Annotated in this window: 10 protein-coding genes; 5 read left to right on the top strand and 5 right to left on the bottom strand. The window is 69.5% G+C overall.

Annotated elements, in window-relative coordinates:
* Positions 1-24: 24 nt before the first annotated feature.
* Positions 25-2094 carry a galactosylceramidase gene (locus AB0436_RS28930; RefSeq protein WP_366470904.1) on the top strand — a complete coding sequence of 690 codons (2070 nt, stop codon included), beginning with the start codon at positions 25-27 and terminating at the stop codon, positions 2092-2094.
* Between the two features lie 97 nt (positions 2095-2191).
* Here the strand turns inward: AB0436_RS28930 and AB0436_RS28925 are convergent, their stop codons facing one another.
* Together AB0436_RS28925 and AB0436_RS28920 are read right to left on the bottom strand one after the other, a co-directional pair.
* Positions 2192-5455, bottom strand: a complete 3264-nt coding sequence (locus AB0436_RS28925) for a family 78 glycoside hydrolase catalytic domain (RefSeq protein ID WP_366470903.1) — start codon at positions 5453-5455, stop codon at positions 2192-2194.
* Positions 5456-5505: 50 nt separating this feature from the next.
* The gene (locus AB0436_RS28920; protein ID WP_366470902.1) at positions 5506-8073 is read right to left on the bottom strand and encodes a beta-L-arabinofuranosidase domain-containing protein; all 2568 of its coding nucleotides are present in this window, start codon (positions 8071-8073) and stop codon (positions 5506-5508) included.
* Here AB0436_RS28920 and AB0436_RS28915 point away from each other — a divergent pair.
* A complete protein-coding gene (locus AB0436_RS28915; protein ID WP_366470901.1) occupies positions 8072-8236 on the top strand; it encodes a hypothetical protein in 165 nt (54 codons plus the stop codon). The genes AB0436_RS28920 and AB0436_RS28915 overlap by 2 nt on opposite strands.
* 21 nt (positions 8237-8257) lie before the next feature.
* On the opposite strand, the gene AB0436_RS28910 is transcribed toward AB0436_RS28915, so the two are convergent.
* The 3 genes from AB0436_RS28910 to AB0436_RS28900 form a co-directional block, all read right to left on the bottom strand.
* Entirely contained in the window at positions 8258-10324 is a 2067-nt protein-coding gene (locus tag AB0436_RS28910; RefSeq protein WP_366470900.1) for an alpha-L-rhamnosidase C-terminal domain-containing protein, read from the bottom strand.
* 660 nt (positions 10325-10984) lie between these two features.
* Entirely contained in the window at positions 10985-12052 is a 1068-nt protein-coding gene (locus AB0436_RS28905; RefSeq protein WP_366470899.1) for an aldose 1-epimerase family protein, read from the bottom strand.
* Positions 12049-12771 (bottom strand): SDR family oxidoreductase, encoded by a 723-nt coding sequence (locus tag AB0436_RS28900; protein WP_366470898.1) that lies wholly within the window; start codon positions 12769-12771, stop codon positions 12049-12051. The genes AB0436_RS28905 and AB0436_RS28900 overlap by 4 nt, the downstream gene beginning before the upstream one ends.
* A 232-nt stretch (positions 12772-13003) precedes the next feature.
* On the opposite strand from AB0436_RS28900, the gene AB0436_RS28895 reads away from it, so the two are divergent.
* Genes AB0436_RS28895 through AB0436_RS28885 form a run of 3 tightly spaced genes read left to right on the top strand, consistent with a single transcriptional unit; the run spans position 13004 to position 16103 of the window.
* The gene (locus tag AB0436_RS28895; protein WP_366470897.1) at positions 13004-14212 is read left to right on the top strand and encodes a CoA transferase; all 1209 of its coding nucleotides are present in this window, start codon (positions 13004-13006) and stop codon (positions 14210-14212) included.
* Positions 14209-15303: an extracellular solute-binding protein gene (locus AB0436_RS28890; protein ID WP_366470896.1), complete on the top strand. Its 1095-nt coding sequence runs from the start codon at positions 14209-14211 to the stop codon at positions 15301-15303. The genes AB0436_RS28895 and AB0436_RS28890 overlap by 4 nt, the downstream gene beginning before the upstream one ends.
* Positions 15300-16103 (top strand): enoyl-CoA hydratase/isomerase family protein, encoded by an 804-nt coding sequence (locus tag AB0436_RS28885; protein WP_366470895.1) that lies wholly within the window; start codon positions 15300-15302, stop codon positions 16101-16103. Before AB0436_RS28890 ends, AB0436_RS28885 begins: the two co-directional genes overlap by 4 nt.
* The last annotated feature ends 8 nt before the right edge of the window (positions 16104-16111 follow it).

Genomic DNA, 16111 nt, shown 5'->3' with positions numbered 1-16111 from the left:
CCCCGGAACGAGAGGAGAGACCCCATGCTCAGCACCGGAACACCGTCCCCCGGCCGATGGCGGCGGCCCGCTTGCCGTTCCCTGTGGGCGGTAGGAGCGCTGCTCATCGCCTGCGTGGCCGCGCTCGTCACACCCACGGCCAGCGCAGACACCGGCTCCGATACACCCCCGGTCCAGTCGATCAGCGTCGACAGCCGCGGCACCGGACGGGTCTTCGACGGAATTGGGGCGATCAGCGGGGGCGGCGGCACATCCAGGCTGCTCGTCGACTACCCGAAGCGGCAGCGCGACCAGATCCTCGACTACCTCTTCAAACCCGGATACGGCGCCTCGCTGCAGATCCTGAAGGTGGAGATCGGCTCCGACACCAACTCCAGCAACGGCGCCGAACCCAGCCACATGCGCACACCGACCGACGTCAACTGCAACCGGGGGTACGAGTGGTGGCTGATGGAGCAGGCGCAGCGGCGTAACCCGCGGATTCAGTTCTACGGACTCGAATGGGGCGCGCCCGGGTGGTTCGACGGCGGCTTCTGGTCGGCGGACAACATCAACTACCTGATGCAGTGGATCGGGTGTGCGAAGAAGCACCACCTGGACGTCAACTACCTCGGCGGCTGGAACGAGAAGGGATGGGACGCCGCCTGGTACGGCAAGCTGAAGGCCGCGCTCGTGAAGAACGGTTACGACGACGTCAAGGTGGTCGCCGCCGACAACGCGGGCTGGCAGGTGGCCACCGACATGAAGAACGATCCGGCCTTCGCCAAGGCCGTGGACGTGGTCGGCATCCACTACCCCTGCTCGGAGATCCACTGCTCGAGCTCGCCGGACGCCCTCGGCCTGGACAAGCCGCTGTTCGCGAGTGAATCCGGCTGGAACAATTACCTCACCGGCGCCCCCCGGCTCGCCGCGGAGATGAACCACGAGTACGTCGACTCGCGCATCACGGGGTTCATCAACTGGCCGGTGGCCTACGCCTGGTACCCCACCGTCCAGATGCAGGGCAGTGGTCTGCTGCGCGCCAACGAACCGTGGAACGGCCACTATGAACTCGGCCCGACACTCTGGACCATCGCCCAGACCGCGCAGTTCACCCATCCCGGCTGGCGCTACATCGACTCGGCCAGCGGTTATCTCGACGGTGGTGGCACCTATGTGACGCTGCAGTCCCCGGGCAAGCGGCCGGCCTACACGACAGTGATCGAGACGACGGCCGCCACGGCGCCGCAGACGGTCGCGGTCACACCGACCGGGCACCTTCCCCGTGGTGCGCTGCACCGGTGGTCGACCACACTGCGGTCCACCGACCCGGCGGACTGGTTCGTCCGCGGCGCCGACGTGCACCCGGATGCCCGGGGCAGTCACACCGTCACCCTTCAGCCCGGCACCGTCACGACGCTCACCACGATGCCCGGCGGGAAGGGGGCGGCTGTGCAGACGGCGCCGCCGTCGAAGACGATGGCATTGCCCTACCGCGACACCTTCGACGGATACCGGGACGGCGCCACCCCCCGCTACCTCTCCGACATGGAGGGCGCGTTCGAGACGGCGCCCTGCTCCGTCGCACCTGAGGCCGCGCCCGGCAGCAGCGGAACCGGCAGGTGTCTGCAGCAGGCCATCACGACCCAGCCGATCAAGTGGTCAAGGGTCACCAGCCCGCTGACCCTGGCCGGGGACAGCCAGTGGACCGACTACACGGTGTCCGCCAAGGTGATGATCCACCAGTCCGGCACGGCGTCGCTGCTGGGGAGGGTGGTGAACCAGCTCAACTCGGTCGGGCCGCACCACGACAACGTGTGGGAGGCCTACTACTTGAAGCTGTCGGACGCCGGTACGTGGTCCCTGGAGGCCGTCCTGCCGGACAAGACCACGCGGGTCTTGGCCCACGGTGACCTGCCGTCCGCCGCAACGGACACCTGGCACCGGTTCGCCCTCGGCTTCTCGGGCGAGCGGATCACCGCGACCGTCGACGGCACCCAGGTCGCCGAGGTCACCGACACCACGTACGACCACGGCCAGGTCGGCCTGGGACTCGGCTCCTACGGAACCTCCCAGTTCGACGACATCGCAGTCGCCCCGGAGGTGAGCCGGTAGGGCGGGGGTCAGGCCGATTCGGGCCCGACACCACAGCGCCGCCGACTCCCTCGCAGGGGTCGGCGGCGCCGTGTCGTTCGTCGGCCCGATGGCGGGGTCAGTTCCCGGCCGGGGCGTAGGTGGAGGTGAAGGACCAGTCACCGGAGCCGACCTCGTACACCGCTGTACCGCCCTTGGTGCGCAGCAGGGTGGCACCCCCATCGGCGCTAACGGTCCCTGAGGTGACCGGCACGTGGACCTCTGCCTTGGTCCCCGTGGGCACGGTCACCCGCAGGCGGTAGGCCGAGCCGTCGTGGTGCCAGGAAGTGGAGACCTTGCCGTAGGGCGTGGTGTAGGAGCCGGACGCGGAGGCCAGGTCCCCTACGACGGCCGGCGCGACGAGCAACTTCGCGTAGCCGACCGAGCCGGGCGCCTGCTGGATCCCGGCGAGGCGGCTGGTGAACCACGAGTCGATCGCGCCGAGCATGAAGTGGTCCTGCGACTGGCCGGAGCCGCCGTCCCAGGACTCGCCCAGCGCGGTGTTGCCGTGTACCACCTGGTAGCCGTAGCTGGGACTGCTGGTCTGCGTGGCGATCTGGTACACGACGTCGTCGCGGCCTGCTGCGGACAGGACCCGGAACGCCGCGGGCAGCGAGATCTCACCGAGGTTCAGGTGGTAGCCCGCGTCCCGGATGCTGCCCACGAGGTGGTCGAGCAGCCGCTGCCGCTGGTCGTCGGGGACCGCGCCCATATCGAGCGCGAGCGCCTCGGCGCCCTGGCCGCCATTGCCGAAGGTCCCGGTCGCCGTGTCGTAGTACTTGTCGGTGAGCGCCTTGGCGCTCGCGTCGGCTTCGCTGCGGTAGGACGCCGCGTCGGCGTCGTCACCGAGCACGTCCGCGATCCGGCTGAGCGCGTCCACCACCCGCCAGTAGCCGTAGGTGCCCGCGACCGCACGCGGGAAGGTGCGGTCCGGGGTGAACCAGTCGCCGAGCCCGTAGTCGAGGATGCCGTCGGAGACCTGGGTCTTGAGGAACGCCGCGTACCTCTTCATGGCCGGGTAGTAGGTGCGCAGCGTGTCGGTGTCGCCGTACGTGGTGTAGAGCTGCCAGGGCACGAGGACGAATGCTCCGCCCCAGTTGGAGTCGTTGCGGTAGGCACCCGGCAGGCTGGTGTACTCCGGCACGGTGCTCGGGACCAGGCCCTCGGTGGTCTGTGCGTCGGCCATGTCCCGCACGATCTTGCGCAGGTAGGCCTGCATGTCGTAGTTGGCGGCCAGGGCCGGGAAGACGAGCTGGTCCTGCTCCAACCAGCCGAGCTTCTCCCGGCTCGGGCAGTCGGTGAGCACACTCATCATGTTGTTCTCGATGGACCTGCGGATGATCGAGTGGACGCCGTTGACCAGGTCGTTGGAGCTCTTGAAGTCACCTGCGGAAGCGTTGTCGGTGTGCAGCACCTTTCCGCGTACGGAGATGGTGGCTCCGGCCGGCAGGCCCTTGACTTCCAGGTAGCGGAAACCGTGGTAGGAGAACTGCGGGTGCCAGGTCTCGCTCTTCGTGCCGCGTGCGGTGTAGCTGTCCCACAGGGGGGCGCCCACGTTGCTGATGGACTGGAAGGCGTGACCGTCCTTGAGGCTTTCCGCGGGGTAGACGCGCACGGTCGTCCCGGCCGGGGCGTCCAGTGTGATCTCCGGCCAGCCGGCGATGTTGCGGCCGAGATCGAAGATGCGGCTGCCCGGGGCGGCGCCGGAGACCTCGGTGCCCTGGAGGGCCTCCTCGACACGGATCGGCTCGGTCTCGCGGGCACTGAGCTGTGCCGGGTGACCGGGGGTGCCGGGGCCGTCGACGGTGACCGCCTGAGACCAGTCCGATCGGTTCTGATGCGGTTCGTCCCAGTGCGGTATCTCTCGGCGGGCGTCGTAGTCCTCGCCGCCGTACCAGTTCGAGGACGTGGTCGGTCCCAGTACGGTGCGCCAGTCCGCGCCACTGGCGATGCGCTTGACGGTGCCGTCGGCGAGGGTCACCTCCAGCTGGGCGATGAGCTTGGGGTCGCTGAGGTTCCCGTAGAGCTTGCGGTACCGGTCGGCGGTGCTGACCACGTTGGACATGCCGTTGCCGAGGGCGACGCCGATGGTGTTGTCGCCGTGCCGCAGCAGGTCGGTGACGTCGTACGTGGCGTACTGCACCCGGTCCGCGAACGTGGTGTTCGCGGGCTCCAGCACGGCGTCGCCGACCGGCCGGCCGTTGACGTCGGCCGTGTAGATGCCCAGGCCGGCCACGTGGAGGCGGGCGCTGCGCACCTTCTCGCCGAGCGCGAAGTCCTTGGTGAACAGCGGGAGGCCGGAGGGCAGGTACGGCTTCGGAGGCTGCTGGCCGGTGACCTTCGCGGCCGAGGTGAACGGTCCGGTGGCCGCGTCCCCGGTGGAGAGGGTGTAGTCGACGGGGAAGTTCGGCACGCGGCCGTCGTCGGTGAGGACGTCGGAGCGCGGATAGAGCACCACTTGGTCGAAGGTCCGGGCGGAATTGAGGTCGAGGGTGAGAGTGATGGGCGAGGACGACAGGTCGGCGCCGGGGTGGGCCTGACTGGAGTAGCCGGCCGCGGTCTGCAGGGCGCTGTTGGTCAGTCCGTCGACGGCGAGACGGGGTTCCCAGGTCTTGCGCAGGGTGTCGGACTCCGAGGCGGTGATGGCCGCGCCCTGGGCAAGGTCCGTGTCCGGTGCGGCGGAGTCGCGCACCTCGATCTCCCCCAGCTGCAGCCGCCAGGAACGGTTCGGGAAGTCGTCGGCCAGCGGCAGACCGAGCTTGGTGACATCGAGCCGGACGTAGCGGGCGGTGGTCTTCGGCAGCCGGACGACGACCGGCTCCACCTTCCGGGTGCTCAGCTTCCAGTCGGGGTTGGTGATCCAGTGCGCGGACCAGTCCTGCGGGTTCGTCAGTCCGGTCTCGAAGACGGCGGTGTCGCTCCAGCGGGACGGGCGGTTCGTGGTGTTCGACCACACCGTCACGCGCCAGTAGACACGGGTGCGCGAACCGAGCTTCTTGCCGGCGTACGTGGTGCGCGGCGTGTCGGAGTCGATCCGGCCCGAGTCCCACAGGTCGGGACGGCCGCTGGTGAGCAGGGCGCGGCTGGTGGCCACCTGGACGCGGTACGCCTGCTGGATGACGTCCGTGCCGCTGCCGCTGAGCTGCCAGCTCAGGTCGGGAGTGGTGTCGTCGATGCCGAGTGCCTGGCTCAGGTGCTGGGTGCGCAGCGTGGTGGCGGTGACGCCGGCGGGCGCCGCCTGAGCGGTCACGGCCGGGGGCAGGATGGTGACCAGTGCGGTCAGGGCGGAGGCGGTGACGAGGGCCGGGCGGCGCCGGACACGTCGGGGGAAGGCTGCGGACACGGGGTCTCCTGGATAGTGCGGTGGACGGGGTGTGGCGTGGAGGCGCGGGGTCAGGCGTCCGCGCGGAACAGCGCGGCCACATCCGTGGCGGACAGCGCCCGGTTGTGGACACGGAAGCCGTCGACGGCGCCTTGCAGATACGGGTGCTTGGAGTTCTGCGAGCGGCCGAGGTAGTTGTGCGTGGTGGCGCCCAGAAGCAGCGGACTGCTCACCATCGCGTCGTTGCGCCCGGACTCCACGCCGTCGACGTACAGCACGCCGGTGCCACCGCCGACGGTCAGGGCGACATGCGTCCAACGGCCCTGCGGCAGGGCGTCGGAGGCGTCGATGAAGTCCTCGGCCTCCATACCCGCGATCTTCAGGGCGGCGCGGGCCTTCCCGGTGCCGGTGCGCACCGTGAGGAAGAGGTAGGTGTCCTTGTGGTAGCCCAGATCGAACACCCGGGCGGAGTTGCTGAGCGAGTCGGCACGCACCCAGGCGCTGACGGTCAGCGCCTCCAGACCGGTGAGCAGACCGGGCGGCAGGACCACGTGGCCGCCGGCGCCGTCCAGCGCGACGCCGGCGCCGGTGCGGCCCGCCGTCCAGCCGGCGCCCGCGGCCAGTTCTCCGTCGGGGAAGGAACGCAGGGAGTCCGCGGTGGTGCTTCCGCGGCCTTCGTCGAAGGCGTAGTGAGCGATCTCGCGCTCGTGACCGGCCTTGGGCGAGACGGCCCAGTACACGTTGTAGTGCTGGTGCTGGATCCGGTGAAAGGGCAGCAGCGACACCGCTGCGCCGTCGGCGGTGGCCGTGAAGGCCGTCGGATGCCCCGGCAGCCGCCGCACCGAGGCGGGATCGACGTTCGGGATGGTCCGGGACACGGTGCTGCCGTACGCGCCGGCCAGGACCACCGGGCCGTGGGACAGGGAGCGCACCTGCGGGTTGTCCGGCGCCGGACGCCAGACCGGCTCCATCGGCAGCGTCACCTCGACCACGTCTCCGGGGCGCCAGTTCCTGGTCAGCGTGAGGTACGTACCCGGTTCGGCGTGGGCGCCGGCCGGATGACCGTTGACCCGGACCCGGGCGTGCGAGCCATGGTCGGCCAGCCAGCCGGGGATCCGTACCTTCAGGGTGAACCGGCCGCCTCCGGAGGTGACCGTGAGCTTGGTGGTGTCCGCGTCGGGATAGCGGGTCTCCTGGCGCAGCGTCACCCCTCGCTCGGCCCATGTCACCTGGGACGGGATGAACAGGTTGACCCACAGGGCGTCCGCGGAGCGGAAGTAGATGCTGTCGGCGAACTTGGTATGGGTCTCCATGCCCGTGCCGTGATCGCAGGAGAAGTTGTCGTAGTCGCTGCTGTAACTGCCGGGCGCGGCCCCGAGCCCGCCCTTGACCTGGCGCTGCGAGCCCGCCCACAGGCCCGTGTAGTACGTCACGAAGCCGTGCTCGGAGTCGGGGTCCTGCTCGCCGAGCATCTGGTTGTACAGGGTCCACTCGTAGTGGTCCATGTACGCGGCCTTGCCCGGGTCGTGCAGGAAGAGCTGCCGCCCCAGCTTGAGCATGTTGTACGAGTTGCAGTTCTCGCAGCTCACCTCGGAGAGCCGGCTGACGATCTCGCCGGGCGGACCGAAGAACTCCTGGTTGGAGTTGCCGCCGATGGCGTACGAGTGGTGATGTACGACCGTGTCCCAGAAGTAGCCGGCGATGTCGCGGTAGCGCTGCTCACCGGTGGCTTCGTACTCGCGCGCGGCGCCGACGATCTTGGCGATCTCGGTGTTGGCGTGGCGGCCGTCCAGTTCGTCGCGGCCCGCGGCCAGCGGTCCGTACAGGTCCTCATGGTCGAACCGACGGGCGGTGCGCAGATGCGCCGGGTCCCCGGTGACCAGGTACAGGTGCGACAGGACCTCGTTCATGCCGCCGAACTCCACCCGGAGGACCAGCGTCTGCATCTGGTCGGCCGTCAGACGCGAGGTGCGGGTCCCCACCCAGGCAGCCATCGCACGCACCACGTCCAGGGCCTGGTCGTTGCCGCTCAGCAGATACTGATCGAGCAGGCCGGCCATGATCTTGTGGATCGTGTAGTACGGAGCCCAGGGCCGGCCGCCGGCCTCCAGTTGGTCGAAGACCTGCTCGGGGAAGGCGGAGAGGTAGCCGGGCGTGTAACCGGTGCCGGATGCGGCGGCCTGGCAGGCCGCGAGGGCGTCGACGATGACCCGCCCCTTGGCGGCGTAGGCGTCGTCCCGGGTATTGGCGTGGGCCTGGGCCAGCCCGGAGAGCAGATGGCCGGTGCTGTGACCGCGCAGCTGGACCGCCGGGTCCTCCCAACCGCCGCAGGGCTCGGCGGACGACGGCAGGCCGGCGTTGAGACGGAAGGTGTGCAGCAGCCGATCCGGATCGATGAACAGCAGATAGGCGCAGGTGCGCCGCATGTTCTCGCGGAACGGGCTGTCCAGGAGCGCGACGGATGACAGGGGGAACGGGGTGAGCCGCGGCGGGACGGTGCCGACGGGAGCCGGACGGCCCTGGCCGGCGGGGCGGGCCGCGGCCCGGGCGGGGGTCCCGAGGCTTAGCGCGACGGCGGCTGCCCCGGCGGCTGCGATGAAGTGGCGGCGGTTGGGGCCGGGAGGGTGCGGTGCGTTCATGACGGCAGGGCTCCTGGTGGATGCGGGGAATCCGCCGAGCGAGATGGGTGTGGAGGTGTCGCTCGGCGGCACGAAGCCGAACGGGCCCGTGGCGCTCCGTGCGACGGGGAGTGGAGCGCGGGCCGCCCGGAAGGCCGCGCACACCTCACGCCGGCCGGCGTGAGGTGTGCGCGGCGTGATCGTCTCAGTTGTCGTGCTGGTGGCTGTCGATCACGTGGTGTCCGGCGAGCGCTTCCAGGTAGACGTACTCGCCGTCGGTGTGCGCGTCGTAGGCCTTGGCCTTCGTGCCGTTCCAGGCCAGCTTGCCGTCGACGAAGACCGAGATCTGCTTTCCGAAGGTGGGCACCGCGACGCGCCCCTCACTGCCCTGGGGCGCGGTGAGCTCCGCGTGGTACTGACCCTCCTTCCGGTTGACGCGCCACGAGGCGTCGACCGGGCCCAGCGTCGTGGTGATCCGCCCCTGGGCGAAGGTGAGGTCAGCGGTGTGCGGGACGAACTCGAAGGCGCGTCCGCCCGCGCTGGTCGGCTGGAGCCCCAGCACGGAGAACGTGAGCGCCGTGGTCGGCCCGGTCGCCCAGGCGTGCGCGAGGCTGACGTAGGTGCTGCAGATGCAGCCGTCCGGACGCGACGACTCCCAGAACGTGCTCTTGGTACCGAGCGGGTCGTCGAGCATGGCGCCCCACTGCCGCCGGATCAGATCGACTCCCGCCTGGTCGGCCGCTGTTCCGCCCGCGGCGAAGTGGGCGTTGACCTCCATGGACCCGGCGAAGACCCCCAGGTTCCCCTTGTTCTCCGGGGAGGTCGACCCGCGGTCGTTCCAGTTGGTCGTGAGGTACGAGCTGATGCGGCGAGCCTTGCTCTGGTCGGCCAGGCCGTACCACACCGCGAGCGAGTTGCCGTCCTGGGCGTAGACGTCCGAGTCGGGGTAGAACCGGTACGCACCCTTCTTCTCGTCCCACAGACGGCTGTCGATCGCGGTATGCAGCGCGACCGCCCGTTGCGCGTAGGACTGCGCGAGCGTGGTGTCGCCCTCGATCTTGGCCAGCTGTGAGCCGGTCGTGAGCACGCGCCACATCAGGACGTTGGCGATCAGGTTCTCGCCCTTCGGCAGGCTCCGCACCGAGTCGGCGGTCTGGTCGATCGACAGCAGGCCCTGGTCGTCCATCTTCGCGCCGATGTAGTCGACACCCCGCTTGTACTGGCCCCAGATGCCGTCGACCCACTTCCGGTCGCCGGTGTACCGGTAGTAGTCCCAGGACGCTGCCAGGGTCCACATGTGGTAGGTGTCCGACCCGTATTTGTTCATCATGGGCCCGGAGTACGGCAGTTCACCCGTGATCTTCTGGTGCTGGTAGAGCGTGGTGAGGGCGTTGCGGGCCGACTCGGTGTCGTCAAAAGCCGCGTAGGCGGAGGGGATCTCGACACCGAGGTCACCCGGCCAGACCGTGCGGTCCCGCTTCGCGCCGTCCACCAGAATGGTGTCGCCCACGCCCACGTCGCCGGTGTTGTCCCACGTCTCGGCGGGAGCCTCCCAGACCCGTCCGGTCTTCGGGTCGATGGTGTTGAGCTGGATCGTGTAGGCCCCGGCGTACCAGATCCTGTTGAGCAGGTCGTCACTGGAGTAGAAGTAGTTCGCGTAGGCGCGCGGGTCCTGCATCTTCGGTGCGGCCGTGAAGTGCGCGGTGACCGCGTCGAGGTCGGCACTGCCGGCGGAGTCCATGAAGACGGTCAGGTACCGGAACCCACCGCGCAGGTTCTTCGCCGGCATGGTGTAGGTCGTCGGGCCGTCTATGTCCGCGTAGAGCGCTCCGTCCCGGCTTCGCGGACCGCCGGTGGAGGCGTCGCTCGTGGAACCCACGTACTGCGAGGACTCGTTGAACGCCAGACCCACGCGTCGCGGGCCGTCGGAAGCCGTGAAGTGGAGCGTGATCAGACCGCTGACGTCCTTGCCGAAGTCGAAGGTGACAGCGGATCCGGAGCCGCTCAGCCGGGTGGACTTGCCCGAGAGCACTCCGGAGGCGTCCGTCACCGAACCCACGGTGCTCTGGATCGCCACGGGCTTCAGCGTCCGGGACTGCGGTGAGTAGTTGTAGGCATCCCAGGGATGCCCGGCGGCTGAAGTAAGCGTTCCGGAGAACGCGGTGGCGGGGGCCCCGTCTGCCGCCTGTGGCGCGAGCATCGCCATCACCACGAGCGCCGCCGACGTTGCGCTGGTGAGGGCGGTCCGGTGTCTTCTCTTCCAGGTGGTCACACATGCCTCGCAAAGCTGGATGGGATGCGGAGAACGAGAGGGTGGAACGGGTGCCGCGGTCAGGGGCGGGCCGCTTCGAATGCCGAGCGGCCGGCACAACAAGGCGGTTCCTGCCCCGGCAGACCTGTTTCCACTGCCAGACCCGGCGGCGGGGGCCTCCCTGGTGTGGCGTCCCCCTTTGTCGTTCTCGCCGGTAGGGCGAGAATGAATCGTTTTAACCAGTCGGGACGTTATAGTCAGGCGTTGCGGCGGTCAAGGGCCATGACAAGGCTCATTGGCCCACTTGAATGGCGTCCGTCGCTCGATCGGGGGTTGTCACGATTCAATGACTAGCGATGGATGGACTCGCCGTGACTGACGGAACGAACGCGGAGAAGCGCGCAGTTCGAGGCTGGGGCGTGAACGATGCAGCCCGGGCCCATCGCTCACCGTCTCAATCTTGGAGTCCGCTCCGGAAAGCGAACTCACCGATCACCTGGGGCCGCGAGCCCGGTGAACGGGCCGAGGGCGGCCGGGAGAACTACGCCATGCCGGGGTGGACGAGATGGTCCTGAATGGCCGAGTGACATCAGCCGCTGGACCGCACTCGAGTTCCATCGGTGGCTGCGAACTCGCTGGGCTGCTCCCCGGATACCGCATTCCGATTGCCGGGCCGCCTGATCAGCGGGTCCGGCCCACCCGCAACGTCGTCGTGTACAGGCGCTCCTCGCCCGGTTCCAGGAACGTCATGGACCCGTCCTCCCTGGCGGCGGTCTCGCCCTGCACATGGTGCGTGGAGGGCTCGAATCCCACTGCGTACGCTCCCTCACGCAAGTGCATCCACTGGAAGAAGGACGGGAACTGCACCGCGTCGTACTCCAGCTCGAAGTACATGCCCAGACGGTCGTTCACCAGCCGCGGCCGTACCGAACCGTCAGCGTCCGGTTCCAGCTCGTGCTCGTAGACCTGCTCGACGAACCCGGACAGTGGGCCCGGCATGTCGGTGTTCGAGACGCCCTGCTCGGCGACGCTGTCGCTCTCCCACAAGGTGCGGCGCAGCGGCATCTGGTAGCGCGCGCCCTTGTCCAGGAAGGGCCAACCGATGTTGATGTGGTACAGGTACATGTGCGGTGTGGGGTCGAAGCCCGCGTTGCGCACCCGGTCGATGAGCCGGATTTCCGTGCCGCCGAGGTCGGCCTCGATGCGGCGGGTGAGCCGCAGATGTTCACCGAAGATCGCCGCCTGGCGCACCTCGCCTTCCGCCCAGAGCACGCAGCGGCCGTCGTCCTGCCACTGCTCGCCGTAGCCGGTGAGCCGGGCCGGTAGGTTGGCGACCCGGCCGTGCAATCCGTGGGAGACGGTACGGCGCGGCGGATAGCGGTACTGCGAGGCGTCCACCTCGGCGCCGAACAGTGTGTGGTCGAGCCCAGCGGTGAGCAGCAATCCCGAGAAGCTGCGCATCATCGACAGGCCGTCGTCGTCGCGGTATTCGTGCAGGCCAGGATGGCGGAACCCGGTCGCGGAACGCCAACCGAAGCCGCGGCCCTCGAACTCTGCCCCGCCGAGGTCCATGGCCCGGTCCACGAGAACGTCGAAGGAGAGGCCCGAACCGGTGCGGAACTCCAGCGTGCGGATGCCGCGTTCTGAACCGTCGTCCAGGACGACGGACCGCACGCCGCCGGCTGCGCCGAGGTCGCCCGCGAGCCGGGCGAGGGAATGGCGGTCGTAGTCGCGTCCGTTCAGCTTCACGCCATCACCCACCCTCCGTTGACTTCGACGCACTGGCCGGTGACGAAGGAGGAATCCGGTCCGGCGAGGAACGACACCACGGAGGCCAGCTCTTCGGGACGGCCGCGACGCTTCAGCGCCTGATGATCGAGCACGTGCCGCCGGTAGAGTTCCGGGTCGTCGTGGATCTCCTCGGCCGCGGTGGGGAACGCGCCGGGGGAGACGCAGTTGACGCGGATCTCCTCAGGTCCCAGCTCGCGGGCGAGCGCGCGGGTGAACGCGACGGCTGCGCCCTTCGTGGAGACGTAGGCGGCGAGCGAGTCCCAGCCTCCGTGCATGGTGATCGAAGCGATGTTCACGATCGCCCCGCCGCCTGTGCCGGCCATGCGGCGCGTGGCGGCCTGCGCCGCGACCCAGTAAGCACGCTGGTTGACCGCGACCACTTCCTCGTACTCCGCGAGCGGTACGTCGAGGAACCGCCGGCTCGGGTACACGGCGGCGTTGTTGACCAGGACGCGCAGCGTTCCCAGCTCGCCCGCGGCCCGTTCGACTGCCGCCTCGATTGCCTCCGGGTCGCGCAGGTCGGCGGTGAGCGCCAGCGCGCGGGCACCGGCCTTCTGGACCTGCTCGACCGTCTGTTCCAGCGATGCGGTGTCGCGGTCAAGCGCGGCGACATCGTGGCCGTCGGCGGCCAGGCGGCAGGCTATGGCCCGGCCCAGGGCGCCACCGGCGCCGGTCACGAGTGCTACTTGTGGTTGTTTCATCGGTGGTCCCATCTTCCCGGTTCCGACCGGGTGCCGCGGGGGCGGATCGAGGCGTTGACACTCCGAGCGGTGCCCGCCTAGCGTGGATGTTAGCGCTGCCGGTAGCGCTAACAACAGAGCCCGGGAACAACAAATGCCGCGATGAGGTGGCGTGTTCTGCCCTCTTCGCCCTCGCCTCCCTTTCCGCTTCCCTCCTCCAAGGAGTCCCATGACGACGCGCGACACGCCCGGGATACTTGCCGGGTACCGGGTCCTCGACTGTTCCATCGCCATGGCCGGTCCTTTCGCGGCACAGCGGCTCGGCGACCTCGGGGCCGACGTGGTCAAGGTCGAGCCGGTCACCGGTGAGTGGCAGCGGCACGCCGCGGCGGGTGGTGCGGCCGGCAACCGGATCAACGTCTCCTTCCTGTCGCTGAACCGCAACAAGCGCTCCGTCGCCGTCGACCTCAAGGATCCGGCGGGCAAAGAGGTGCTCCGCCGGCTCGTGGCCGGCGCCGATGTCTTCCTGCAGAACTACCGGCCCGGCGTAGCCGACCGCCTCGGCGTCGACTACGCCTCGCTGGCCGCGATCAACCCGTCACTCGTGTACGTCTCCATCTCCGGCTACGGCGAAGACGGGCCCTACGCCCAGCGCCCCGGCCAAGACCTGCTGCTCCAGGCGATGTCCGGTGCCATGCTCTCCACCGGCTGCGCCGGCGAGGCGCCGCGGGCCGCGGGGCAGTACCTCGTGGACGCCGTAACGGCGTCCACCGCGTTCGAGGGCGTGCTCGCCGCGTTGCTGCACCGCGAACGCACCGGTCAGGGCCAGCTCGTAACGGTGAACATGCTCGACGCCGTCACTACCCTCCAGATGCAGGAACTGTCGGTGCACACCGTTGGCGGACTGGCGCAGTCCCGATCCGCGGAGCCGCACGCGCACGTCTACATCCGCGCGCCTTACGGCGCGTTCCAGACCGCCGACGGCTACATCGTCCTCGCCTTCCCGCCCCTGAAAACGCTCGGTGAGCTCCTCGGCGAAAACAGTTTCCTGTCCATGGAGGACGAGGAACACAGCTGGACCCACCGCGACGAGATCTTTTCCCGCACCGCGTCCCGGCTGCTCGCCCGGACCTCGCGCCACTGGCTCGACGCTTTCGAAGCCGCGGGCATCTGGGCCGGCCCGGTCTACGGCTACGCGGACCTGGTCGATGACCCGCAGATCCGGCACAACGGCACCTTCGTCACCTACGACCACCGCACCGAGGGCCGCGTGAAGGTGCCGGGATTTCCGTACAAATTCTCGGCCACTCCGCCCCGTATCGACCGTGGCGCGCCGCTCACCGGCGAACACACCCGCGAGATCCTGGCCGAAGCAGGCCTCGACGAAGGGGCGATCGAGGAACTTTTCGCCTCCGGCGCAGTGGCGGAGACGTCGTGACCTACACGGGGCTGACGTGGGACCATCCACGCGGCCACGACGCCCTCGCCGCCGCGGCCGGCGACCTCGTGCACTGGTCGGTCCAGCCGCTGGAAGGCTTCGAATCCCACCCCGTCGACGAGCTCTGCGCCCGTTACGACCTCGTCGTGCTCGACCATCCCCACCTCGGTGAGGCGCTCGCGTCCGGCTGTCTTCGCCCGCTCGACGACCTGTTCGGCCGTGAGGAGCTGGACCGCTGGCGCACCGGCTCGATCGGTCCCACCATGGGCTCGTACACCATGCACGGCAGGCAGTGGGCGCTCCCGCTGGACGCGGCCACGCAGGTCGCCGCCACCCGGCCCGATCTTGTGGGGGAGCCCCCCGCCACCTGGGACGAGGTGCAGCGCCTCGCCCGCCGTGCGCCGGTGGCCCTGTCGCTCGCCGGACCGCATGCCTTCCTCACCTTCGCCTCCATCGCGGTCGCACTCGGCGAGGAGCCGGCCGCAGACCCGGAGGTGCTGATCAGCGACGGGACGGGACGCGCGGTCCTCGACCTCATGGCGGCCGTCGACGCTCTCGCACCGGCCGAAACGCGCGCCCTCAACCCGATCGGCCTGCTGGAGCTGATGTCGCGCACCGAACGCGTGGCGCACTGCCCACTGGTGTACGGCTACGTCACCTACGCCGACCGGCTGGCGTTCACTGACGCTCCCGCCGCGCGACCGGGAGGACGGCCGGGCTCCACCCTCGGCGGCACCGGCCTCGCCGTCAGCTCCCGCTGCACCACCACTCCCGAGCTGCTGGACCATGTCCGCTGGCTGATGTCCCCATCCGCCCAGCGGGAGTTCCTGCCCGAACACAACGGGCAGCCCAGCGCGCGTGCCGCCTGGACCGACCCCGCGATCGTTGCCGCGGACTTCTACCGCCGCACCACTGCCACCTGTGAGCAGGCCTGGGTCCGCCCCCGGCACGCCGGCTACATCGGCTTCCAGGCAGCGGCCTCGGCCGTCGTCCGGGCCGTCCTCGCCAAGGAGACCAGCCACCGGGCCGCACTCGACCGGATGCGCGTCCTCCACCGCACGAGCCGGACCACGAAGAAGAGGCGAACATGACCGACACTGTCAGTACCCCGCCCGGCCTCGGTACCGAACACGTACTGCTCGACGTGGCCAACCGCGTGGCCACCCTCACCCTGAACCGGCCCGAGAAGCTGAATGCCGTCACCCCTGAGATGTCCTGCGCCTTGGTCCGTGCCGTCGAGTGGTGCGATACCACGGACGACGTCCGTGCCGTGGTCCTGACCGGTGCGGGCGGGCGCGCCTTCAGCGCCGGATCGGACATCCGCGAACTCGACGGCTATCGCACGCCGTGGGAGTTCCGCAACCGCCTCGACTACTGCGACGCCATTCGTGAGGCGCGAACCCCCACCATCGCGGCGGTCGGCGGCTACGCACTCGGCGGCGGGCTGGAGACCGCCCTCTCCTGCGACATCCGTCTCGCCTCACGGACGGCGTCGTTCGGGGCTCCGGAGATCACGCTCGGCTGGATCGGGGGCGGCGGCATGGCCGCCTTCCTCAGCCGCGCAGCAGGCCCGAGCAATGCCGCACTCATGCTGCTCACCGGCGAACGCATCGACGCTGAAAGGGCGTTGGCATGGCACCTGGTCAGCGAGGTGGTTGCCCCCGAAGAGCTGCTTGACCGGGCCCGCGCCCTCGCTGCAGTGATCGCCTCCCGGGCCCCCGTGGCGGCGGAGACCGCCAAGATCAACCTGCGGGCCGCTGGGAACCTGCCCGAGGACCAGGCTCTCGCCTACGAGCGGGACCTGCAGACCATCTGCTTCGCCACCGAGGATGCCGCCGAGGGCCGCCGCGCATTCGCCGAGAAGCGCCCGCCCGTCTTCCGCAAGGCCTGAGAGGAACG

Source organism: Streptomyces sp. NPDC051322 (genome assembly GCF_040689485.1).
Classification (GTDB): Bacteria; Actinomycetota; Actinomycetes; order Streptomycetales; family Streptomycetaceae; genus Streptomyces.
This window is presented reverse-complemented; position numbering and strand designations above follow the sequence as displayed.

Bases quoted from the DNA above. Each gene is read 5' to 3' on its own strand.
- AB0436_RS28930 (WP_366470904.1), top strand. From the start codon at position 25: ATGCTCAGCACCGGAACACCGTCCCCCGGCCGATGGCGGCGGCCCGCT.
- AB0436_RS28915 (WP_366470901.1), top strand. From the start codon at position 8,072: ATGACGGCAGGGCTCCTGGTGGATGCGGGGAATCCGCCGAGCGAGATG.
- AB0436_RS28920 (WP_366470902.1), bottom strand. From the start codon at position 8,073: ATGAACGCACCGCACCCTCCCGGCCCCAACCGCCGCCACTTCATCGCA.
- AB0436_RS28895 (WP_366470897.1), top strand. From the start codon at position 13,004: ATGACGACGCGCGACACGCCCGGGATACTTGCCGGGTACCGGGTCCTC.
- AB0436_RS28885 (WP_366470895.1), top strand. From the start codon at position 15,300: ATGACCGACACTGTCAGTACCCCGCCCGGCCTCGGTACCGAACACGTA.